The following is a 22,306-nucleotide window of genomic DNA, read 5'->3' on the forward strand; positions in this document are numbered from 1 at the left end:
GGGCGACGAAGAAACGGGAATGCTGCGGGCCGCGCCGATGACCAAGATACTTTCCCTGCTGATCGTCGGGCTGATGATCGCCCACATCATCAAGCCGCTCGGCTTGCCGGGGCTGAGGAAGCGCAGCGATTTCTGGAAGCTGGCCGTGTTCGCCATCGCCGCGATCTCGCTGACCGTGCTCTTGAGCCACGGCAACTAGAGCGTATTGCGTCTTATCCGCTCCGATGGAGCGCGATCTTCGGCTGCCTGCGCTGCCCCTCATCCGCCCTTCGGGCACCTTCTCCCCGTAAACGGGGAGAAGGGATGCCGGCCGCACCGCCACATCCTCTTTGCGACGCTTGCGATTGGCGAAAGCAAGGACAACAGCTCTCTTCTCCCCGTTTACGGGGAGAAGGTGGCGGCAGCCGGATGAGGGGCAGCGCAGACGGCGCCGATGATGCGCAGCACGGCCTTGCATGCCGTCAGGCGCGGGACGCCTCGAAGATGCTGTCGATCGCCGCGCCGAGCGCGGCGTCGAACTCGGCGTCGCTCTGCTTGGCGGAAAGCCCCTCGGTCAGCGCGCGCGAGAAGCTGGCGATCATGCCGGCATTCTGCGCCAGCATCGCGTTGGCGTCGTCGCGGGAATAGCCGCCGGACAGCGCGACCACGCGCATGACGCGCGGATCGTCGATCAGCGGCTTGTAGAGGTTGGCCTTGGTCGGCAGCGTCAGCTTCAGCATCACCTTCTTGCCGGCCAGCACGCCGTCGAGCTGCTTCGTGATCTCGGCGAGCAGGATATCCTCCGCCTCGGCCTTGTCGGGAATGGAGATCGTCACCTCCGGCTCGATGATCGGCACGAGGCCGTGGCCGAGGATCTGCTTCGCCACCTCGAACTGCTGGGCGACGTTGGCCGCGATTCCTGCTGGGTTCGCCGCGTCGATCACCGAGCGCATCTTGGTGCCGAAGACGCCCTTGGCGACGGCGCGCTCCAGCAGCGCGTCGAGGTCGGGCATCGGCTTCATCAGCTTGACGCCGTCCTTTTCCTCGGCGAGGCCCTTGTCGACTTTGAGGAACGGCACGACGCCGCGCTTCTCCCACAGATACTGCGCCGTCGGCGTGCCGTCGATGTCGCGGTCCATGGTCTGCTCGAACAGGATCGCGCCCATCACCTTGTCGCCGGTGAAGGCGGGCGACTTGATGATCCGCGCGCGCATCGCGTGGATGAGATCGAACATCCCGGCATCGTCCGACCAGGCGCTTTCATCGACGCCGTAGAGCTTGAGCGCCTTGGGCGTGGAGCCGCCCGACTGGTCGAGCGCGGCGATGAAGCCGTCCTTGTTCGTGGCCTGCTCGGCCATTGCGGTCACGATGTCCTTGAGACGCTCGCTCATTATCTGCCTCCTTGTCCGTGGTTGATGGCCGCTTAGCAGAAGCGGCCCGCGAACGGAATGCGAGGCGCGCAGTCGAATCGATTGAAAGGATTTCAAATGTTTAAGAGGGTAAACGGCCGCGCGGATTTGCCGCGGCGGCCGCCGTTCCCGTCCGCCCCCTACTTCGAGAGCGCGGCGACGCCGGGCAGTTCCTTGCCTTCCATCCATTCGAGGAAGGCGCCTCCGGCGGTCGAGACATAGGTGAAGTCGTCGGCAACATCCGCGTGGTTGAGCGCCGCCACCGTGTCGCCGCCGCCGGCGACGGAGACGAGCTTGCCTTCCTTCGTCCGCCCGGCCGCGAACGCGGCCGCCGCGACGGTCGCGCGGTCGAACGGCGCGATCTCGAACGCGCCGAGCGGGCCGTTCCACACCAGCGTCCGCGCCTTGGCGATCCAGCCCTTCACCGCCTCGACGGTCTCGGGGCCGACATCGAGGATCATGCCGTCAGCGGGAACCGCGCCGGCCGGCACGGTCTCGTTCGCGGCATTGGCCTTGAATTCCTTCGCCACCACCGCGTCGGTCGGCAGTACGACGGCGCAGCCCGTCTCCTTCGCCTTGGCCATGATCTGCCGCGCGGTGTCGGCGAGATCGTGCTCGCAGAGCGACTTGCCGACATCGATCCCCTGCGCGGCGAGGAAGGTGTTGGCCATGCCGCCGCCAATGACCAGCGCATCGACCTTCTCGACGAGGTTGGTCAGGAGGTCGATCTTGGTCGAGACCTTGGCCCCGCCGACGATGGCGACCACCGGCCGCGCCGGCTTGCCGAGGCCCTTTTCCAGCGCCTCCAGCTCGGCCTGCATCGAGCGGCCGGCATAGGAAGGCAGCACCCGCGCCAGCCCCTCGGTCGAGGCATGCGCCCGGTGGGCGGCGGAGAAGGCGTCGTTGACGTAGATGTCGCCATTGGCGGCCAGCGCCGCGACGAAGTCCGGCTCGTTCTTCTCCTCGCCCTTGTGGAAGCGGGTGTTTTCGAGAAGCAGGATGTCGCCGCCCTTCATCGCCCCCACCGCGTCGGACGCCGCCGCGCCGATGCAGTCGGCGGCGAAGGCGACCGGCCGGCCGAGCACCTGGGAAGCCGCCTTCGCGATCGGGGCCAGCGACTGCGCCGGGTCGGGCGCGCCCTTCGGCCGGCCGAAATGGGCGAGGAGGACGACCTTGGCGCCCTTGTCGGCAAGCTCGGTCACGGTCGGCGCGACGCGCTCGATGCGCGTTGCGTCCGTCACCGCGCCGTCCTTGACCGGAACGTTCAGATCGACGCGGACAAGCACGCGCTTGCCGGCGACATCGGCCTCGTCGAGCGTGTGGAAGCTCATGATCGTCTCCATTCTGCTGGCTGCGCGTTTCAGTCGACGCGCGCGAAAAGGGAAGGATAATCGACGACGAGGCCGTCCTCATCGAGCGGAAGGTCGGCGCGGAAGCTGCCGTCCGCCGCCTCGTATCGATAAAGACGACCGTCCTCGATCGCGGTGTAGTGCTGCCCGTCCACGAACGGGTCGAGCGTGTCGAGCGGCACGTAGAGCATGGAGAGCCGGACGGTTCCCGCCGCGCGCGTCAGCCCGAGCCGGCGGATCGGCAGCGTGTTGGTGAAGGGCGTCGCCGACAAATCGATGTCGATGCAGCCGGCGCAATCGTGGCGCGGGGCGCCCTGCGCGTCGCGCCAGTTGCCCTCGCCGTCGCCGCTCATCGCCAGACGCCGCCCGTCCGTGGTTTCGACCTCTAAGGCGCGCACGGACCAGTCCGCCGCGCAATCGATGCGGTAGCGCGCCCCGAAGGGGCGGCCCCCGTATGTGCCGATGACGACGCTCGTCGCGCGGATGCCGTCAGGTCCCGGACCGAGCGTCAGATGCTCCAGCCCCGCGCCCTCGACGGGGCGCCAGCGCACCGTCCTGTTGGCGAGAGGCCGGAACATGGCGTCGTCAGATGGTCTTGCCGAGCGCGACGGCCGTGTCGGCCATGCGGTTGGAGAAGCCCCACTCGTTGTCGTACCACGACATCACGCGCACCAAATTGCCCTCGACGACCTTCGTCTGGTCGAGCGCGAAGGTCGAGGAATGCGCGTCGTGGTTGAGGTCGATGGAGACCAGCGGCTCCTTCGTATAGGCGAGGATGCCCTTGAGCGGGCCGTCGGCGGCCGCCACCAGCGCGGCGTTGACCTCGTCGACGGTGACGTTTTTCTTCGGCACGAACTTGAAGTCGATGACCGAGACGTTCGGGGTCGGCACACGGATCGACACGCCGTCGAGCTTGCCCTTGAGCTCCGGCAGTACGAGGCCGACGGCCTTGGCCGCGCCGGTCGAGGTCGGGATCATCGACAGGGCCGCCGCGCGGGCGCGGTAGAGGTCCTTGTGCATGGTGTCGAGCGTCGGCTGGTCGCCCGTATAGGCGTGCACCGTCGTCATGAAGCCCTTCTCGATGCCGAAGGCGTCGTTCAGCACCTTGGCCACCGGCGCGAGGCAGTTGGTGGTGCAGGAGGCGTTGGAGATGACGATGTGGTCCTTGGTGAGCTTGTCGTGGTTGACGCCGTAGACGACGGTCAGGTCCGCATTGTCGGCCGGGGCCGAGACGATGACGCGCTTGGCGCCGCCGGCGATGTGGGCCGAGGCCTTTTCCTTCGAGGTGAAGATGCCGGTGCATTCGAGCACGATGTCGACGCCCAGTTCGCCCCACGGCAGCTTGGCCGGGTCGCGCTCGGCGAACACCTTGAACGAGTCGGAGCCGACAGTGATGGTGTCGCCAGAGACCTTCACCTCGCTCGGGAAGCGGCCGTGGACGCTGTCGTAGCGCAGGAGATGCGCGTTGGTCTCCACCGGGCCGAGGTCGTTGATCGCCACCACGTCAATGTCCTTGCGGCCACTCTCATAGATGGCGCGGACGATGTTGCGGCCGATGCGGCCAAATCCGTTGACGGCGACTTTGACGGTCATGTGCGATCTCCCGACGGGCTGAAAAGCGAGGTTTTCCGGCAACATGGAGCGGGCCACGCGCCGAAGCTGCGTTTCCTTAGCCGCGCCTCCACGAAGAATCCAGCGCCGCCGGCGGATAAAACCGATTAGCATGAACGGGGTTACACACCGGCGACTTCACCACGACCGCTCGCGCTGCCCCTCACCTGCCTGCCGGCATCCTCTCCCCGTGAACGGGGAGAGGAGAGATGGCCGCGACGTTGCCGCTTCTTCCTTCTCCCCGTTCACGGGGAGAAGGTGCCCGAAGGGCGGATGAGGGGCGGCGCTAAGGTTCGATCGCCAGCCCGTGCCCGTCAGCCCCGCGCCAGTCGCTTCTCGGCCGCTGCGACCACCGCCTCGGCGGTGATGCCGAAATGCGGATAAAGGTCCTCGATGCGGCCCGAGGCGCCGAAGCCGGTCATGCCGACGAACAGGCCGTCCGAGCCGATGATCGCGTCCCAGCCCTGGCGGATGCCGGCCTCGACGGCGATCCGGACCGGCGCCTTGCCGATGACGCCTTCGCGATAGGCGTCCTCCTGCCGGAAGAACAGCTCGAAGGACGGCACCGAGACGACGCGGGCGGCATGGCCGCGCTTGTCGAGCTCGGCCTTGGCGGCGAGCGCGATCTCGACTTCCGAGCCGGTGGCGAAGATCGTGACCTTCGCCTCGCCCTTGGCCGCGGCAAGCTCGTAGGCGCCGCGCGCGGTCAGGTTCTCGCCCGTGTGCTCGGTGCGCACCGCCGGCAGGTTCTGGCGGGTCAGGGCCAGCGTCGTCGGCGTCCCCGTCGATTTCAGCGCCACCTGCCACGCTTCCGCCGCTTCCACCGCGTCGGCGGGCCGAAGCACGATGTGGTTGGGGATGGCACGCAGCGCCGCCAGATGCTCGACCGGCTGGTGCGTCGGGCCGTCCTCGCCGAGGCCGATCGAATCGTGCGTCATGACGAAGATCGAGCGGATGCCCATCAGCGAGGCGAGCCGCATCGCCGGCCGCGCATAGTCCGAGAAGGTCAGGAAGGTACCGCCATAGGGGATGACGCCGCCATGCAGCGTCATGCCGTTCATGGCCGCGGCCATGCCGTGCTCGCGGATGCCATAGAAGACGTAACGGCCGGAATAGTCGCCCGGCTTGATCGGACCGGTCTGGCTGGTCTTGGTGTTGTTCGAGCCGGTCAGGTCGGCCGAGCCGCCGATGGTCTCCGGCACGATGCCGTTGATGATCTCGAGCGCCATTTCCGAGGATTTGCGCGTCGCCACCTTCGGCTTGTCGGCGGCGAGCTTCTGCTTATAGGCGTCGATGGCCTCGTCGAGGCCGGCCGGCAGGTCGCCGCGCATGCGCCGCTCGAACTCGCCGCGCGTCTCGGCATCCGCCGCGCCGAGGCGCTTCTCCCACTCCTTGCGCTCCTTGGCCGAACGCAGGCCAGCGAGCCGCCAGGCGTCGAGCACGTCGGAAGGAACGGTGAAGGGCTCCGCGTCCCAGCCGAGCGCCTTGCGCGCGCCGGCGAGCTCTTCCGCGCCGAGCGGCGAGCCGTGGACCTTGGAGGTGCCGGACTTGGTCGGAGCGCCGAAGCCGATGGTGGTCTTGGCCGCGATCAGCGTCGGCCGGTCGGAGCGCTTCGCCGCTTCCAGCGCCGTGGCGATGGCCTCCGGGTCGTGGCCGTCGACGGCGAGCGTGTTCCAGCCCGAGGCCGCGAAGCGGGCGCGCTGGTCGGTCGAGTCGGACAGCGAGATCGCGCCGTCGATGGAGATGTTATTGTCGTCCCAGATGACGATCAGCTTGTTGAGCTTCAGGTGCCCGGCGAGCGAGATCGCCTCCTGGCTGATGCCCTCCATCAGGCAGCCGTCGCCGGCCAGCACATAGGTGTGGTGGTCGACGAGCCCGTCGCCGAAGCGGGCGTTGAGGATGCGCTCGGCCAGCGCCATGCCCACCGCGTTGGCGAGCCCCTGCCCGAGCGGGCCGGTGGTCGTCTCGATGCCGGCGGCGTGGCCCCATTCGGGGTGGCCGGCGGTCTTGTAGCCGAGCTGGCGGAAATGCCTGATCTGGTCGAGGTCGATGTCCTCGTAGCCTGTCAGGTAGAGCAGCGAATAGAGCAGCATCGAGCCGTGGCCGGCCGACAGCACGAAGCGGTCGCGGTCGGCCCAGTCCGGCTTCTGCGGGTCGTAGGCGAGGAAGCGGGTGAACAGCACCGTGGCGATGTCGGCCGCGCCCATCGGCAGGCCCGGATGGCCGGAATTCGCCTTCTCGATGGCGTCGGCGGAAAGGAAGCGGATGGCGTTCGCCATGCGGTCGTGCATTTCTCGTGAGGTCATGAGTCTCTCGCTCGTCGTCCGGCGCGAAAAATGGCCCGGAAAGGGCCGTCAAGGTCGAGGCGACACATAGCAGGCGCGGCCCCCGAGTCAACGCCGCAGGCGAGGCCTCCACGCCTTTGCCGGGGAAGTTCGCGACAGGCGCGTTGACGCGGCGTTGACACGCCGCCTAATGTTTCAGGTTCAAGATGCTGGCAATGCGCGCGATTCGGCGACATGGCGCCGGCCGGGGCGGACGGGCTACGAACGAGGTGGACCGGCGACATGGGCTGGCAAGGCCGGTTGGCGAGCCCGCCCGGACGACCGGACAGGCTGGAACGGAAGCGATGACCGGGGAAGCGACCCTCAGGGAAGTGATTGCGCGCCTCGGCAAGGCGATCGACGCGCTCGAGGATGCGGTGTCCGCGCGCCTCGAGCGCGAGCAGGACTATGGCGAGGCCGAGGCCGAGGTCCAGCGCATGAACGCCGACCGCGCCCGCCTCGCCCAGGAGCTCGACAGTTCCGAGGCGCGCTCCGAGCGGCTGGAGCAGGCCAACAAGGAGGTCTCGCGCCGCCTCGTCACCGCGATGGAGACGATCCGCGCGGTGCTCGACAGATAGAGCAGTTCCAGGAAAAGTGTGACGCGGTTTTCCGTCCGGAATTGCGAAAATATTGAGAGGACGCCATGGCCCAGGTGACGGTCACCATCGACGGCAAGCAGTACCGCATGGCCTGCGACGAGGGCCAGGAGGAGCACCTGATGGAGCTCGCCTCCCGCTTCGACCGCTATGTCCTCCACCTCAAGGGCTCGTTCGGCGAGATCGGCGACCAGCGCCTGACCGTCATGGCCGGCATCATGATCATGGACGAGCTCAACGAATTGCAGAAGCGCGTGCGCGGCATGGAAAGCGAGATCGCCACCCTGCGCAAGACGCGCGACGACGCGCTGGTGAAGGCCGACAAGAACGACGCCGCGTTGACCGGCGCGCTCTCCACCCTCGCCGAGCGCATGGAAGGGCTGGCGGCCCGGCTCAACGCGGAACGGCCGGTGGTCTGAGAAGACTCAGAAGCCCTGAAAGAGGAAATCCAGCGCCGCGGTGATCTCGTCGCGATGGTCGGTGAGATTGCCGTCCTTGTGCCGCAAGTCGCGCTCCGACACCGCGGAGATAAACTGGGTCACCATCACATAACGCCGTCCAGCGATCTCGAACACTGGATTGAGCCGGCGCGCGGGCAGCGGCGCCGCATTCGGAAGCCTGACGGGCACCACCGCACGGGTGTTCAATTGGAAGAGCGTATCAGCCTGCACGTCCAGAAGGAAATTTTCGCCATCACGATAGAGATCGAACCGAGCCATCAGAACTGGCGATATTTGGCCAGTGGCAGGCCGTGTTCCTCGACCCAGCGATTGGAGCTCTCAATCGCCTCCCGGTTCTCTTCCTTCCAGAGCCGTTCCTTTTCCTTGCGCACCGCTTCGGCGATGCCGGTTTCAGCCGCGCGTGAAATGTTGACCGACAGCGCCTTGGCTTCGCTGAGCAGATCGACGTCGATGGAGAGGTTCGCGGCCTTGCGGACGGCTGGCGCTTCATTGCGCATCGGAAAGCTCTTATTTCTGCGCATCTATTATGCGCAAAAACCGAGCGGATGTCACCCCTCGATCTCCTCGCGCAGCATCTCCAGCTCCAGCCACTCCTCCTCCATGGCGGCGAGCTTTTCGCGCAGCGCATCGAGATCGGCCGCGACCTTGGCGAAGCCCTGCGGGTCGCGGGCGTAGAAGGCCGGATCGGCGATCCTCGCTTCCAGCGCGGCGATCTTACCGTGCGCCTCGTCCATCTGCTTGGGCAGGGTCTCCAGCGCGTATTTCTGCTTGTAGGACAGTTTTCGCGCCGAGGCGGCCGCCGCCGGCTTCGGTTCCGCCTTCGCCTTCTTCTCCGGCCCGTCCCTGCCGCGCCGCGCGCCGCGCTCGTCGAGCCGGGCGCCGCCGCGCTGGGCCAGCATGTCGGAATAGCCGCCGGCATACTCCACCCAGCGCCCGCCCCCGTCCGGCGCGATGGTGCTGGTGACGGTGCGGTCGAGGAAATCGCGGTCGTGGCTGACCAGCAGGACGGTGCCGGCATAGTTCGCGACCAGCTCCTGCAACAGGTCGAGCGTTTCCATGTCGAGGTCGTTGGTCGGCTCGTCGAGCACGAGAAGATTGGCCGGCCGCGCTAGAATCCGCGCCAGCACCAGCCGCGCCCGCTCGCCGCCGGAAAGCTCGCGCACCGGGGTGCGGGCCTGCTCGGGCTTGAACAGGAAATCCTTCATGTAGGAGACGACGTGCTTTTCCTCGCCGTTGACGATCACGCTGTCGCCGCGCCCGTCGGTCAGGTAGTGCGCCAGCGTCTCGCCCGGATCGAGCTCGCGCTTCTGGTCGAGCGCGGCGATCTCGAGATTGGCCCCGAGCCGCACCGTCCCCGAATCGGGCTCGAGCATCCCCGTCAGCATCTTGAGCAGCGTCGTCTTGCCCGCCCCGTTCGGCCCGACGAAGCCGACGCGGTCGCCGCGCTGGATGCGGGCGGAAAACTCCTTCACGACCGCGATGTCGCCATAGCTCTTGGAGATGGCCTTGGCCTCGATGACCAGCCTGCCGGATTCCGGCCCTTCCGAGGCGGTCATCGTCGCCAGCCCTTCCGCGCCCTTGTGGCCGCGGTGGCGCGCGCGCATCGCCTGAAGCTCGCCGAGCCGGCGCATGTTGCGCTTGCGCCGCGCGGTGACGCCGTAGCGCAGCCAGTGCTCCTCGCGCACGATCTGGCGGCCGAGCTTGTGCTGCTCCTTCTCCTCCTCCTCAAGGATCGCGTCGCGCCATTCCTCGAAATGGGCAAAGCCCTTTTCCAGCCGCCGCGTCACGCCACGGTCGAGCCAGACCACGACCCGCGAGATCCGTTCGAGGAAACGGCGGTCGTGCGAGATCACGATCAGCGCCGACTTCGTCCGCTGCAATTCGCCCTCCAGCCATTCGATGGTGGTGAGGTCGAGATGGTTGGTCGGTTCGTCGAGCAGGAGGATGTCGGGCTCGGGCGCCAGCACCCGGGCGAGCGCGGCGCGCCGCGCCTCGCCGCCCGACAGCGTCGCCGGGTCCTCGTCGCCGCTGAGCCCAAGGCTTTCGAGCATGTAGGCGGCGCGATAGGGGTCGTCGGCGGGGCCGAGGCCGGCCTCGACATAGGCGCGCACGGTTCGTGCCCCCTGCCAGTCCGGCTCCTGCGGCAGATAGCGCACGGTCGCGCCCGGCTGGCGGAACACCTCGCCCTCCTGCGGCTCGACCATGCCGGCGGCGATCTTGAGCAGCGTCGACTTGCCCGAGCCGTTGCGTCCGACGAGCGCGATCCGGTCGCCGGCCGAGGCGGAAAGCGCGGCCCCGTCGAGCAGCGCAGCGCCGCCGAATGTCAATCTGATGTCGTCGAGCAGGAGAAGCGGAGGAGCCATGGTCACAATGCGTAATGGGAGGTCGGGCGGGCGACGACGAGGGCGCGGCCTTGCGCAAGGCACGCCGTCAGCGCCCCCCGCACCTCGTTGGAAAGCGTCAGCGACGAGCCGAACGGCACGAAACGGTCCTGAAGCGGCCATTTGGCGCCGGAAAGGGTCAGCCCCGCGAGGTCGGAGAAGGCGAGCACGCTGAACAGCGTGCCATCCTCGAAATCGAATTCGGTCTCGCGCCCGGGCAGGAGCGGCACGCCCTCCTGCACGCCGCTGGTCAGCAGGCAGGAGACGCCGTCGCCGGCAAGGCGCAGCGCGGCGGCGAGATGAAGATAGGCGTGGTCGGCCCGCTCGCCGCCGAACGCGCCGACCAGCACCAGCTCGCGCGCGCCGCGCTTCAGCGCCGCATCGACCGCGATCTCGCCGTCGGTCTGGTCCTTTTCCGGCGGGAAGATCTCCATCGGCACGCCGGCATGGTGGGCGCGCAGCCCCTCCTCGACCGAGTCGAAATCGCCGGTCCACAATTCGGGCGTCACCCCGAGCGCGGCGGCATGGCGCATGCCGGAATCGGCGGCGATCACCCGCGTGCCGGCAAGCTGGCGGGAGAGGCGCGGCGTGACGACGAGGTCGCCGCCGAGGAGAAGCGCGAAGCGGGTCATGGCCCCGCCTCTATCACGGCAGGCCGCCGCAGAGGAAGCGCGCCGGCGGCGGGTTTCCCTCCGCGATCCGTTGCAGCCCCTCGCCAGGGGTGCGAAGCTCGGTCGCAACGTTGAGATGGCGGCCATGAAACCGCCGCCTTGATCGGGAATGCCGCGACAAGCGGAACACTCAGGCATGTCGATGAACTCGGTTTTACCGGACGGATTGCGCGCCGGACTGAACGATCTGGGATCGAGGCTGGAACGGCAATTGCCCATCAGCCGCGAATTCGACGGCATGCTGGACGCGATCAACGCGCTTCCGCCCGCGATCGTCGTGCGAGCCGACAGCGAGATAGCGCACGCCGCGAACCTGCGAAGATGGCGGCGAAAGTATCCGCTCCTGGTCCGCCTTTTTTCGCCCTGCATGGCCGACATCGATCAGCTCGGTCGCGTTTCCGGCCTCGAATTTCTCTTCCTGTTTCACAGGGACGGCCACGTCCGCGAGGCGGCGCTGCGGCGTCTCGACGCTCCGATACCGAGCCCCTTCCTCTTCGCTGCGATCGCGTGGCGCCTGAACGACTGGGCCGCTCCCGTGCGGGAGGCCGCGGCCGAATGCGCGGCGCGCTGTTTCCCGATGACCGCGCCCGCCATCGTTGCGGAGGCCGCGCTGACCCTTCTCGCAAGGGAGAACAGCTGGGGGCGATGGACGGACGAGCGGCATGTGCTGCGCACGGCGTTCGCCCGCCCGGACGTGGCGGATTGCCTGGCGGCAAGCATCCGCACCCGTCGCACTGGCCCGATGGCGACAATCCTGCGATATGCGCTGCGGGAAGGAAGCCTCGACGCCCATCTGGAAACGCTCGCCCGGGACGCCGTTCAGCCATCGGTTCGCGCCGTCGCCGCACAGGCGTTGATCGACGGTCATGCGACATGGCCGGACGGGTGGACATGGCGCTGGATCGACAAGTCGATGGGCCTGCGGTGTCGCGAGACGACCTACCGCCACCGGCCTCTCGATCATGGCGCGCCCCGCATCCCCGTGATCGAAGCGAGCGCGAATGACCGGTCGGCCATCGTGCGCCGGGTCGCGACGTCGGGCCTTATTCGCCATGAGGTCGACGGACTGGTCGCGCGGCGCATCGCTACGCCGTTGCTTCGGGACCGCTCGCCGTCCGTGCGGGAACAGGCGGAATTCATCCTGAGAACGCACCGGCAAGACCCGGCCTGAGCGCGCGGACAGGCGCAACCAGACGCCCGCGCCGCCGCGACAAAGGCTTGCTTCCGCGGTCGCGCCGCCCTATTTCTTTCGATGCTCTAACGGGGTGCCGGCGGCGAGTTTCGCTCGCCGGCTGAGAGGCGCGAACGCCAACCCGCGGAACCTGATCCGGTTCATACCGGCGGAGGGATTAGACGCTTCTCGTATGGCGCCATTCCCTTGCAACGCAAAAGAAGGAGGCGCCGATGCGCAACAGAAAGATCATCCTTGCCGCGGCCACGCTGGCGCTCCTCGCCGCGCCTGCCGCGGCTGAAGGCAAGCTCACCGTCTACACCTATGACAGCTTCACAGCCGACTGGGGCCCCGGCCCGGCGGTCGAGAAGGCGTTCGAGGTCGAATGCGGTTGCGACGTCGAGTTCGTCGCCGTCGCCGACGGCGTGGCGCTGCTCAATCGCCTCCGGCTCGAAGGGGCGAATACGCAGGCCGACATCGTCCTCGGACTCGACACCAACCTGACCTTCGAGGCCAGGGAGACCGGGCTTTTCGCGCCGCACGGCGTATCGCTGGAGCGCGTTTCCGTTCCCGGCGGCTGGGACGACGACACCTTCGTGCCCTACGACTACGGCTATTTCGCCTTCGTCTACGACAGCGAGGCGGTTCCCGCACCGCCGGCGAGCCTGAAGGAGCTGGTCGAGGGCGACGCCGCCGACAAGATCGCCATCCAGGACCCGCGCACCTCGACGCCGGGGCTCGGCCTGCTGCTCTGGGTCCGGGCCGTCTATGGCGACGAGGCGCCTGAAGCATGGGCCAAGCTGAAGAGCAGGGTGCTGACCGTCACCCCCGGCTGGAGCGAGGCCTATGGCCTGTTCACCAATGGCGAGGTGCCGATGGTCCTGTCCTACACCACCTCGCCCGCCTATCACGAGATCGCGGAAGGATCGGAGCGCTACAAGGCCGCCGCCTTCGCCGAAGGGCACTATCTGCAAGTCGAGGTGGCGGCCCGCACCGTCAGGGGCGAGGCCAATCCGCTGGCGCAGAAGTTCCTCGACTTCATGACCACGCCGGCCTTCCAGGATGCGATCCCCGAGACCAACTGGATGTTCCCGGCCGCCCCGACCTCCGGGCCGCTCAACGCGGCGTTCGAGCGGGCCGTGAAGCCGGCAAAGACGTTGACCTTCACGCCGCAGGAAGTGGCGCAGAACCGGCAGGCCTGGATCAGGGAATGGCTCGACGTGATGAGCCGCTAGCGCGGCCGGCCTCGACCCGAATGCGAACCTACGCCGTGCGCCGGTTCGGCGACCGTCGTCTTGTGATGGATGAGCCCAGCCGGCGCAGCGCAGCACTGTTCCCCGGAGCGCTTCCGCTGCCCCTCATCCCCCTGCCGGGACCTTCTCCCCGTGAACGGGGAGAAGGGACGCTGCCGCGATGCCTGATCCGATCGCCACGGTCGCAGGGAAAGCAAGGACCTTGCCGCCATCCCCTTCTCCCTGTCCACGGGGAGAAGGTGGCCCGTAGGGCCGGATGAGGGGCGGGGCGACCATGGAAGCATCGGACACGGCACAGACCAGATCCCCGCCGCGCGACGGCCGCGTCCTTGCCGGCGTCGCCGGGCTCGGCCTCGTCGGGCTGCTGGTCGGAGGCGCGTTCGCCGGGCTGATTCTCGTCGCCGCGCGCGACTGGTCGGGCGCGGCGTCCGCCTTCGACGCCTATCTGGCGCGCGTCGTCGGTTTCACCCTGTGGCAGGCGGCGCTGTCGACGCTGCTGTCGGTCGCTCCCGCCGTCTTCGTCGCGCGGGCGCTGGCGCGGCACCCGTCCTTTCCCGGCCGGGGGCTGATCCTCAAGCTGTTCGCGCTGCCGCTGGCGCTGCCGGCCATCGTCGCCGCCATGGGGGTCCTCGCGCTCCTCGGCCGGGCCGGGCTGTTCGCCGACACGCTGACGATGCTCACCGGCACGCGCTGGCAGGGCATCTACGGGCTTTCGGGCATCCTCGTCGCCCATGTCTTCTTCAACCTGCCGCTCGCCACCCGCTTCCTGCTCCAGGCGCTGGAGGCGGTGCCGGCCGACCAGTGGCGGCTGGCGGCGCAGCTCGGCATGGGCGCGCGCGCCTCGTTCCGGCTGATCGAGTGGCCGGCGCTGCGCGCCGCGCTTCCCGGCGTCGCCGGCCTCGTCTTCATGCTGTGCGTCACCTCCTTCACCATCGTGCTGACGCTGGGCGGCGGCCCGGCCGCGACCACGCTGGAGGTGGCGATCTATCAGGCGTTGCGCTTCGATTTCGACCCCGCCCGCGCCGTGGCGCTGACGGCGCTGCAGATCGGCCTCACCGTCTGCGCCGTCGCCTTCCTGATGCGGCTCGGCGCGGACATGACCGGCGATGCGAACCTCCCCGTTGCCCCGCGCCGGCCTGCCGTCGCCGGCCGGGCCGAGCGCGCGGTCAACGGCGCGCTGATCCTCGCCGCGCTCGCCTTCGTCGCCGGGCCGCTGGCGGCGGTGGCCATCGCCGGCCTGAAGGCCGACCTCGCCCGCCTCGCCGCCGACCCGGCCGTCCATGCCGCGACGGTGACCAGCCTCGTCCTCGCGCTCGCCGCCGCGCTGCTCAGCGTCGCCCTGTCGCTCTCGCTGGTCGCGGCGCGGAGGGCGCTGGAAATGAAGCGGCCGCGCACGGCACGGCCCTCGCTTCTCGAGCGGATGCTCGACACCGGCGCCAGCCTTGTCCTCGTCGTCCCGCCCATCGTCCTCGGCGCCGGCTGGTTCGTTGCCTTGCAAGGCACGGGGCGGCTGTTCGCCATGGCCCCCATCATGGTCGTCACGGTCAACGCGGTGATGGCGATGCCGTTCGCTGTGCGCGCCATCCGCCCGGCCTGGGACGCGGCGAGCGCCCGCCACGAGAAGCTGGCCGCGCAGCTCGGCATATCGGGCTTCAATCGCCTCAGGCTGATCGACTGGCCGTCCATCCGCCGTCCGGCCTTCACCGCGCTCGCCTTCGCCATGGCGCTGTCCCTCGGCGATCTCGGCGTCATCGCCCTGTTCGGCTCGGACGCGGTGCAGACGCTGCCCTATCTGCTTTATGCCCGCATGGGCAGCTACCGCACCGCCGACGCGGCCGGGCTGGCGCTGATCCTCGGCGTGGTCTGCCTCGGCCTGATGATGCTGGCCGAACGCGGGAGGAACAGGCGATGAGCGGCGCGGATGTCAGGCTCGAGGCGGTCGAGTTCAGCTATGGCGAGGCGCCGATGCGCTTCGACCTCGCGGTCGAGGCCGGCGAGATCGTTGCCGTGATGGGGCCGAGCGGCTCGGGAAAATCGACCCTGCTCAACCTCGTCGCCGGCTTCGAGCGACCCACTGCCGGACGCATACTGATCGGCGGCGACGATCTGACGCGCCTGCCGCCGGCGGCGCGGCCCGTCTCGATGGTGTTCCAGGAGAACAACCTCTTCGCCCATCTGAACGTCGAGCAGAATGTCGGCCTCGGCCGTTCGCCGTCGCTGAAGCTGAACGAGCGGGACCGCGCCGACATCGCCGCCGCGCTCGCCCGCACCGGGCTTTCCGGCAAGGAGAAGCGGCTGCCGGCCGAGTTGTCGGGCGGCGAGCGCCAGCGCGTCGCCCTGTCGCGGGTGCTGGTGCGCGACCGGCCGGTGCTGTTGCTCGACGAGCCCTTCGCCTCGCTCGGCCCGGCGCTGCGCCGCGAGATGCTCGATCTGGTGCGCGATCTCCACGCCGAGCGGAAGATGACGATCCTGATGGTGACGCACCAGCCGCACGACGCGCGCGCGCTTTGCCGCCGCATCGCCTTCGTCGACGAGGGTCGTATCGCCGCCTTCGCTCCCGTGGAGGTGATGTTCTCGGCCAACGCCCCCGCCGGCTTCCGCGCCTATATCGGCGCATGAACGTACTTGACCCGCCGCGCCTTCGCCCGGAAGCGGACACAATTGCGCGCGACACCGGAACGCGATGGCGGTTCGGGTTGTTTCCTTTACGGAATTGACATAGGCCGGCCTGCATCCTGCGGCTGGAATCATCTACGCAGCCGGACGCTCGAAAGAAAGGACACGGAGCCCTGTCGACCCCGATGAAGGACGCATTGAAGGACCGGACAGCCCTTTGGCCGGCCCGCTCCTCACGGCGCGGCCCGACAGGGTTCGTCACGATGCCCGTCGTCGCCCTTGCGCTCCTCCTTGCCGGGTGTCAGGCGCTGACCGGGGTCACGGACGACGCCTTCCGCCCCTCGACCAACCCGGTGACGGTCGACACCGTCACCCGCAACGACCGCATGGCCGCGCTGGCGCGCGAGCAGCACCCGCGTATCCTCGCCACCTATGGCGGCGAATATTCCGACGCCAAGCTGGAGCGCATGGTGGCGCGCGTCGTCGGCTCGCTGACGCTCGACCCCGAGAATCCGAACCAGACCTACCAGATCACCATCCTCAACTCGCCCGCCATCAACGCCTTCGCCCTGCCAGGCGGTTATCTCTACGTCACGCGCGGCCTGCTCGCCCTCGCCAACGATTCGGCCGAGATCGCCGCCGTGCTGGCGCACGAGATGGCGCACGTCACCGCCAATCACGGCATCCAGCGCCAGCAGAAGGAAGCCGAGGAAGTGCTGGCGACGCAGGTCGTCAACGACGTGCTCGGCAAGGACCCGGCGGCGCGGGTGGCGCTGGTGCGCGGCAAGCTGCGCCTCGCGCAGTTCTCGCGCAACCAGGAGCTGGAGGCCGACGCCATCGGCATCCGCGCCATCGCCCGCGCCGGCTACGACCCGTTCGCCGCCGCCCGCTTCCTGCAGGCGATGGACGCCTACAGCGCCTCGCGCAGCGTCACCGGCCAGACCGACGAGGGCCTCGACTTCCTGTCGAGCCACCCGAGCGCGCCGCAGCGCATCGAGCTGGCGCAGCGCCACGCCCGCCAGATCGGCGCGCCCGGCACCGGCGAGCGCGGCCGCGACGCCTTCCTCGCCGGCATCGACGGCATGCTGTTCGGCGACACGCCGCAGGAGGGCTATGTGCGCGGCCGCACCTTCCTGCATCCGCAGCTCGGCGTCAGCTTCTCGGTGCCGGAAGGCTTCGTCATCGACAATTCGGCGGCCGCCGTCACCGCGGCCGGCCCCGGCGACATGGCGATCCGTTTCGACGGCGTCTCGCTCGACCAGCGCGTGCCCTTGTCCGACTATGTGCGCTCGGGCTGGGTCGCCGGCCTCGACAATGCCAGCGTGCGCCCGCTCACCATCAACGGCAACGAGGCGGTCTCCGCCCGCGCCCGCGCCGACAAGTGGCAGTTCGACGTCACCGTGGTGCGCGCCAACGGCCAGGTCTATCGCCTCCTGACCGCGGCCCCGGCGAGCAGCGACGCGCTGGAGCGCGTGGCCGGCACCGTGCGCACCAGCTTCCGCACTCTGACCCCCGGCGAGCGCGACGCGATCAAGCCGCTCAAGATCAGGATCGTGACGGCGCGGCCCGGCGACACCGTGGCGACGCTCGCCGCGCAGATGGAAGGCGTCGAGCGCAAGCTCGACATGTTCCGCCTGATCAACGCGCTCGGCGCCGGCGCCACCGTCTCGGCCGGCCAGCGCGTCAAGATCGTCACCGACAAGCCCTGACCCACCGGTCCTGACCGACTGGCCCTGACCTAGAACGGACATCGCCCGGAAGCGGGGTCCGCTTCCGGGCGATGTATCATGGGGCAGGCAAGGCTGGCGGCCCGGACGGGCCGTCGTGCGGCGCCTAGAACAGCGAGTAGCGCACGCCGACCTTGAAGTCGTGCGAGGCGAGGTCCTTGAACTTGAACGGGCCGATATTGCTCGATCCGTCATAGGCGATCGCATCCTTGGTCCTGCCGTCGCCGAGATGGACGTAGCTGTAGCCGAGGTCGATGGTCATGCGGTCGGTCGCCTTGATGCCGACGCCGGCATGCAGCGCCCAGGCAAGCTGCCAGGTCGAATCCTTGTCGGCGTAGAAGACGCTGCTTTGCGGCACGTTCACGTCGCGGAAATGGCTGATCGTGTTGCGCGACGCGCCGAGGCCGGCGCCGATATAGGGCGTGACGCCGTGGAACTCGCCGAGATCGGCATAGGCGTTGACCATCAGCAGCAGTTCGGACTTCTTGGCGCTGTATTCGTTGGTGCCGCCCGTTCCGGGACCGCCCGCGGCCGGATAGCGGTCGAGCGCGGTGAAGGACGACTTGCCGCGATACTCGACGATGCCGTCGAGGCGCAGATAGTCGTTGACCTTGTAGCCGACGCCGCCGCCGAAGATCGGCGCGCTGGAGAAGCCGCCCTTGTCGACCCACTGGAAGGGGCCGGCCGAGTTGACCGCGTTCTCCAGACCGCGGAAGCGCTGGTTGCTGCCGCCGATATGGCCGCGCAGATACCAGCCGCCATAGACCGGCGCGGGCTCGGGATCCGGATATTCGATCACCGGCGGCTCGGGAATCCAGTCGGCCGCAGTGGCCGGCAGCGCCACGGCCATCGACAGGACGGCGCCCATCACGAACGGAGTATGCAGTTTCAGCATCGGCTTCACCCTTGGTCTGGCCGGGATTGTGCGGGGCATCGCCGGCATGGGATTTAACTCGGCATGGATAATGAAAGGGAAAGGTTAAGCCGTGATTAACCGTGTCGATTAACTCTGTTGCCCGCACCGGCAGGCCGCCGGCACCGGCGAATGCTTCGCCGGTCCGGGCCGAAACCTTCGCTCGGCGGCGGCAGTTCCACCCGCTTTCCGGGCGCAGGCATGCAGGACGGCGCGGGGCAAAATATCGCACCCGCGACCAAACCGCGGACACAATTTGGCCTATTATCGGCAGGCGCGATGCCGGTGCGGCCGGAGCGCGAGTTCATGGAGATGGCGTGATCAACCCGTTCAGGTCCAGCCGACCGCAACAGCCTTTCCTGTCGCCCCTCGGCCGGCAGAGAAGGATGCCGGCGCTCGCCGCGCCGCTGGTGCTGAGCGTGTGCGGCGGCGTGGCGCTGGTGCTGGCGTTCGGCACGCTGTTCGGGCTTCAGCCCCGCGGCCTGCCGACGATGATGACCAGTTCCGACATCGACGTGACGCCGGCTGCCGCGGAACCGCAGGCCGAGCCGGAGCCGGCCATCGCCGCGGCCCCCGAGCCCGAAGAAGGCCCCGCGGAGGAGCCGGCCCTCGTCACCGCGCTTCCGGACGCGCCGACCAACGAGGCCGGCGAAGCCGTCCTCGAACCCATCGCTCCCCAGTTGGAAACCGCCGCCCTCGCCGACGTCGTCCCCGACCCCGGCCCGACCGCGGCGATCCCGCCGGCGCTGCCGGCGGAAATCACCGCCTTCGCGCCACAGCCCCGCCCGGCCAACCCCGCCGAACAGCCGGCCCGGAACGACGCCCCGGCGGTGCCGGCACGGGCGCAGCCGGAACCGGCGCGCGCCGGCGGCTCGGCCATGCGCGCGGCCACCGTCAGGCAGGCCGTCAACCTGCGCGCCGCCCCCAACAAGCGCGGCCAGGTGGTGATGGTGGTGCCCGCCTCGGCGCAGATAGAAGCCGAGGCCAATTGCGGCTGGTGCGAGATCAGCTATCAGGGCCGCACCGGCTTCATCTACAAGAGCTTCATAAACTACCGCTGATCCCTGACGGGGCGGAGCGCTTTCGGAAGGCTGTCGAGCCCGAAACCGGGCCTTCCGGGCGAAGAGCGAGGACAGCCACATGCCCGATTTGCCCACCGGAAACACCGACGCTTTTCGCGCGGCCCATGCGCGGTCCTACGCGGAAGGGCCGCCAAGGCAGGTTCCGGGCTTTGCCGATCTTCATCGCATGACCTCGCTGCTGCTGGCCGAGCGCGTCCCGTCGCATGGGCGGGTTCTGATCCTCGGGGCGGGCGGCGGCCTTGAGCTCAAGGCGCTCGCCGACGCTCATCCGCACTGGACGTTCGACGGCGTCGATCCCTCGGCCGATATGCTGGAGGCGGCGGAACGGGTCGCGGGCTCGCATTCCGCGCGGATGCGCCTTCACCACGGCTATATTGACGCTGCGCCGGAAGGGCCGTTCGACGGCGGCGTCTGCCTGCTGACACTGCATTTCGTGCCTCGCGACCAGCGCCTGGAAACCCTGCGCGAAGTCCGCCGGCGGCTGGCGCCGGATGCGCCCTTCGTCGTCGCGCATATCAGCGTCCCCCGGGCCGAACCCCAGCGGTCGACGTGGATCGCCCGTCACGTCGCCTTCGCGGGAACCGATCCCGCCAATGCCGAAAACGCCATGCGGGCCATCGCGACCAAGCTCTCCATCCTGTCGCCCGAGGAAGACGAGGCGATGCTGCGCGAAGCCGGCTTCTCCGGCGTCAGCCTGTTCTATGCGGGGCTGACCTTCAGGGGATGGACAGGTTACGCCCGATAGCGGCGCCGATATGAAAAAGGCCCGGCGGTTTCCCGCCGGGCCTTCCCGATTTTAAGGTGAACCGGCCCGGGCGGCCTAGTTCTCGAGATAGTCGTAGGTGCCGGCCTTCCACTCGTAGAAGACGTAGCCGGGCAGCTTGACATCGCCCTTGTCGTCGAAGCCCGACTCGCCGAGCACGGTCTTGAAGGTGCCCGTGTTCAGCGCCTCGACCACGGCGTCGAAGTCGGTCGAGCCGGCGGCCTTGACCGCGTCAGCCCAGGCCTGCACCGCGGCGTAGGTGTAGAGCACGTAGCCTTCCGGCTCGACGCCCTTGGCGCGGAACTTCTCGACCAGCGGCTGCGCGTCCGGATCCTTGCGCGGGTCGGGCGAGAAGGTCATCAGCGTGCCTTCGCCGGCCTCGCCGGTGATCGCCCAGTACTCGTCGGTGACGAGCGCGTCGCCCGAGATGAGGATGGTGTCCATGCCCTGCTCGCGCATCTGGCGCACGATCAGGCCGGCCTCGGTGTGGTAGCCGCCGACATACAGCACGCCGATGCCTTCGGCCTTCAGCTTGGAGACCAGCGCGGTGTAGTCCTTTTCACCGGCGGTGTAGGCTTCGTAGAGCGCCGGCTTGCCGCCAGCCGCCTCGTAGGCCGCCATGGTCGCATCGGCAAGGCCCTTGCCGTAGGCGGTCTTGTCGTGGACGAAGGCGATCTTCTTGTCGGCGAAGTTCTCGACGAGATACTTGCCGGCCACGTCACCCTGCTGGTCGTCACGGCCGCAGACGCGGAACGTGCCCGGGCCGGGACGATCGTCGGTGTAAGCCGGGTTGGTCGAAGCCGGCGAGATCTGCACGATGCCTTCTTCCGAGTAGACCGCGGAGGCCGGGATCGACGAACCCGAGCAGAAGTGACCCGCGACGAACACGGTGCCCGAGCCGGCAAGCTGGTTGGCGACAGCCACGGCCTGCTTCGGATCGCAGGCATCGTCGCCGACTTCCAGAACCAGCATTTCGCCGTTCACGCCGCCGGCCTTGTTGATGTCCTCAACCGCCTGCTCCGCGCCGCCCTTCATCTGGGCGCCAAACGACGCATACTGACCGGTCATGGGACCGACCGTTGCGATCTTGATGTCGGCCCAGGCCGAACCGGCCATCAGAAGGCTGAGCGCTGCACCAGCCAAAAGAACCTTTTTCATGGTAACTCCCTGTTGAACACCCGATGTTCCCGAAGCGGCGCCGGTTAGGTGTCGCGATCCCGGCCTCCGCATTGCGGGATCGAAATCCCGCTTGAACGGCATGAAAGCTTAACTTCGTGAGGAAATCAAAGGCTTTCAGCCAGTATTGGTGAATGCCGTCAGTTCTTCTTGCCCCATCCGAACGACCCCTTGCGGTCGTAGTCGAAGCTGTATTGCGTGGCCATCTGGCCGGCCCGCGTCATCCGCTTGCCCAGGAAGCCGATCACGACCAGCACGATGAGGTCTACGACGTAATAATGCAGCGACAGCAGCGTCCCGTTGAACAGCGCGAAATGGATGAACCGGGTCGCCGCCGCCAGAAGCACCATATACGCGAACAGTTCGATGTCGCTCTGCCAGGATTGCGCGATGGCGCGTCCGGTCAGGAACGCAGCGCCTCCGGCGAGGATCACCGTGACGAACAGGAATTCCCACACCGTCACTTCCCAGATCAGCGTAAGCTCTTTTTCCATGATCGGCCCTCAGTGCCTCCCGCCCTCGAGATAGGCGGCGCGCACCTCCTCGCGTTTCAACAGTTCCGGTCCGGTGCCGGTCATGGTGATGTTGCCGTTGACCATGACATAGCCGCGATGGGCGAGCTTGAGCGCGTGGAACGCGTTCTGCTCGACCAGGAAGACCGTCAGGCCTTCCGTCCGGTTGAGCTCACGGATCACCTCGAAGATCTGCTTCACGATCAGCGGCGCCAGGCCGAGCGACGGCTCGTCGAGCAACAGCAGCTTCGGTCGGCCCATCAGCGCCCTGGCGATCGCCAGCATCTGCTGTTCGCCGCCCGACAGCGTACC

General features: G+C 68.2%; 23 protein-coding genes and 1 riboswitch. Of the genes, 10 read left to right on the plus strand and 13 right to left on the minus strand.

Annotated elements, in window-relative coordinates; genetic code table 11:
- Positions 1-37: 37 nt before the first annotated feature.
- The gene (locus tag M9945_RS19460; protein ID WP_367928782.1) at positions 38-199 is read left to right on the plus strand and encodes a hypothetical protein; all 162 of its coding nucleotides are present in this window, start codon (positions 38-40) and stop codon (positions 197-199) included.
- Positions 200-461: 262 nt separating this feature from the next.
- Here M9945_RS19460 and M9945_RS19465 read toward each other — a convergent pair whose 3' ends face one another.
- The 5 genes from M9945_RS19465 to tkt form a co-directional block, all read right to left on the minus strand.
- Positions 462-1,370 carry a fructose bisphosphate aldolase gene (locus M9945_RS19465; RefSeq protein ID WP_367945864.1) on the minus strand — a complete coding sequence of 303 codons (909 nt, stop codon included), beginning with the start codon at positions 1,368-1,370 and terminating at the stop codon, positions 462-464.
- Between the two features lie 158 nt (positions 1,371-1,528).
- On the minus strand, positions 1,529-2,719 hold the full coding sequence (gene pgk / locus M9945_RS19470) for a phosphoglycerate kinase (RefSeq protein ID WP_367945865.1): 1,191 nt from the start codon (positions 2,717-2,719) through the stop codon (positions 1,529-1,531).
- Positions 2,720-2,748: 29 nt separating this feature from the next.
- Positions 2,749-3,315 carry a putative glycolipid-binding domain-containing protein gene (locus M9945_RS19475; protein ID WP_367945866.1) on the minus strand — a complete coding sequence of 189 codons (567 nt, stop codon included), beginning with the start codon at positions 3,313-3,315 and terminating at the stop codon, positions 2,749-2,751.
- 7 nt (positions 3,316-3,322) lie between these two features.
- Positions 3,323-4,330, minus strand: coding sequence for a type I glyceraldehyde-3-phosphate dehydrogenase (gene gap, locus M9945_RS19480; RefSeq protein ID WP_367945867.1), 1,008 nt, complete (start codon positions 4,328-4,330; stop codon positions 3,323-3,325).
- A gap of 332 nt (positions 4,331-4,662) precedes the next feature.
- Positions 4,663-6,654 (minus strand): transketolase, encoded by a 1,992-nt coding sequence (tkt, locus tag M9945_RS19485; RefSeq protein WP_367945868.1) that lies wholly within the window; start codon positions 6,652-6,654, stop codon positions 4,663-4,665.
- A gap of 323 nt (positions 6,655-6,977) precedes the next feature.
- Between tkt and M9945_RS19490 the strand changes: the two genes are divergently transcribed.
- Both M9945_RS19490 and M9945_RS19495 read left to right on the plus strand, forming a co-directional pair.
- Complete coding sequence (locus M9945_RS19490) at positions 6,978-7,250, plus strand: DUF4164 domain-containing protein (protein ID WP_367928787.1); 273 nt, start codon at positions 6,978-6,980, stop codon at positions 7,248-7,250.
- A 65-nt stretch (positions 7,251-7,315) separates the two neighbouring features.
- Positions 7,316-7,687, plus strand: a complete 372-nt coding sequence (locus M9945_RS19495; protein ID WP_367928788.1) for a cell division protein ZapA — start codon at positions 7,316-7,318, stop codon at positions 7,685-7,687.
- Positions 7,688-7,693: 6 nt separating this feature from the next.
- On the opposite strand, the gene M9945_RS19500 is transcribed toward M9945_RS19495, so the two are convergent.
- The 4 genes from M9945_RS19500 to M9945_RS19515 are packed head-to-tail and all read right to left on the minus strand — an operon-like array spanning position 7,694 to position 10,742.
- The gene (locus M9945_RS19500; protein WP_367945869.1) at positions 7,694-7,987 is read right to left on the minus strand and encodes a CcdB family protein; all 294 of its coding nucleotides are present in this window, start codon (positions 7,985-7,987) and stop codon (positions 7,694-7,696) included.
- Positions 7,987-8,226 (minus strand): type II toxin-antitoxin system CcdA family antitoxin, encoded by a 240-nt coding sequence (locus tag M9945_RS19505; protein ID WP_367928790.1) that lies wholly within the window; start codon positions 8,224-8,226, stop codon positions 7,987-7,989. The genes M9945_RS19500 and M9945_RS19505 overlap by 1 nt, the downstream gene beginning before the upstream one ends.
- A gap of 51 nt (positions 8,227-8,277) precedes the next feature.
- Positions 8,278-10,092: an ABC-F family ATP-binding cassette domain-containing protein gene (locus M9945_RS19510; RefSeq protein ID WP_367945870.1), complete on the minus strand. Its 1,815-nt coding sequence runs from the start codon at positions 10,090-10,092 to the stop codon at positions 8,278-8,280.
- 2 nt (positions 10,093-10,094) lie between these two features.
- Complete coding sequence (locus M9945_RS19515) at positions 10,095-10,742, minus strand: thiamine diphosphokinase (RefSeq protein WP_367945871.1); 648 nt, start codon at positions 10,740-10,742, stop codon at positions 10,095-10,097.
- Between the two features lie 175 nt (positions 10,743-10,917).
- Here M9945_RS19515 and M9945_RS19520 point away from each other — a divergent pair, with 175 nt between their 5' ends.
- The 5 genes from M9945_RS19520 (at position 10,918) to M9945_RS19540 (ending at position 17,530) form a co-directional block, all read left to right on the plus strand.
- Complete coding sequence (locus M9945_RS19520) at positions 10,918-11,952, plus strand: hypothetical protein (protein WP_367945872.1); 1,035 nt, start codon at positions 10,918-10,920, stop codon at positions 11,950-11,952.
- 80 nt (positions 11,953-12,032) lie between these two features.
- Positions 12,033-12,147: riboswitch (TPP riboswitch) on the plus strand.
- 38 nt (positions 12,148-12,185) lie between these two features.
- The gene (thiB, locus tag M9945_RS19525; RefSeq protein ID WP_367945873.1) at positions 12,186-13,187 is read left to right on the plus strand and encodes a thiamine ABC transporter substrate binding subunit; all 1,002 of its coding nucleotides are present in this window, start codon (positions 12,186-12,188) and stop codon (positions 13,185-13,187) included.
- 292 nt (positions 13,188-13,479) lie between these two features.
- Entirely contained in the window at positions 13,480-15,117 is a 1,638-nt protein-coding gene (gene thiP, locus M9945_RS19530) for a thiamine/thiamine pyrophosphate ABC transporter permease (protein WP_367945874.1), read from the plus strand.
- A complete protein-coding gene (gene thiQ, locus M9945_RS19535) occupies positions 15,114-15,824 on the plus strand; it encodes a thiamine ABC transporter ATP-binding protein (RefSeq protein WP_367945875.1) in 711 nt (236 codons plus the stop codon). The genes thiP and thiQ overlap by 4 nt, the downstream gene beginning before the upstream one ends.
- A 260-nt stretch (positions 15,825-16,084) precedes the next feature.
- The gene (locus M9945_RS19540; protein WP_367945876.1) at positions 16,085-17,530 is read left to right on the plus strand and encodes a M48 family metalloprotease; all 1,446 of its coding nucleotides are present in this window, start codon (positions 16,085-16,087) and stop codon (positions 17,528-17,530) included.
- A gap of 124 nt (positions 17,531-17,654) precedes the next feature.
- On the opposite strand, the gene M9945_RS19545 is transcribed toward M9945_RS19540, so the two are convergent.
- Entirely contained in the window at positions 17,655-18,443 is a 789-nt protein-coding gene (locus M9945_RS19545; RefSeq protein WP_367928799.1) for an outer membrane protein, read from the minus strand.
- Positions 18,444-18,847: 404 nt separating this feature from the next.
- Between M9945_RS19545 and M9945_RS19550 the strand changes: the two genes are divergently transcribed.
- Together M9945_RS19550 and M9945_RS19555 are read left to right on the plus strand one after the other, a co-directional pair.
- Positions 18,848-19,522 carry an SH3 domain-containing protein gene (locus tag M9945_RS19550; protein ID WP_367945877.1) on the plus strand — a complete coding sequence of 225 codons (675 nt, stop codon included), beginning with the start codon at positions 18,848-18,850 and terminating at the stop codon, positions 19,520-19,522.
- A gap of 79 nt (positions 19,523-19,601) precedes the next feature.
- Complete coding sequence (locus tag M9945_RS19555; protein WP_367945878.1) at positions 19,602-20,288, plus strand: class I SAM-dependent methyltransferase; 687 nt, start codon at positions 19,602-19,604, stop codon at positions 20,286-20,288.
- Between the two features lie 75 nt (positions 20,289-20,363).
- On the opposite strand, the gene M9945_RS19560 is transcribed toward M9945_RS19555, so the two are convergent.
- The 3 genes from M9945_RS19560 to M9945_RS19570 form a co-directional block, all read right to left on the minus strand.
- The gene (locus M9945_RS19560; RefSeq protein ID WP_367945879.1) at positions 20,364-21,464 is read right to left on the minus strand and encodes a branched-chain amino acid ABC transporter substrate-binding protein; all 1,101 of its coding nucleotides are present in this window, start codon (positions 21,462-21,464) and stop codon (positions 20,364-20,366) included.
- A gap of 158 nt (positions 21,465-21,622) precedes the next feature.
- Entirely contained in the window at positions 21,623-21,976 is a 354-nt protein-coding gene (locus tag M9945_RS19565; protein ID WP_367945880.1) for a DUF6867 family protein, read from the minus strand.
- Between the two features lie 9 nt (positions 21,977-21,985).
- Positions 21,986-22,306: ATP-binding cassette domain-containing protein (locus M9945_RS19570; RefSeq protein WP_367945881.1), on the minus strand; the 321-nt coding region annotated here is incomplete at its 5' end.

The organism is Aquamicrobium sp., from assembly GCF_023954335.1.
Taxonomy (GTDB): domain Bacteria; phylum Pseudomonadota; class Alphaproteobacteria; order Rhizobiales; family Rhizobiaceae; genus Aerobium.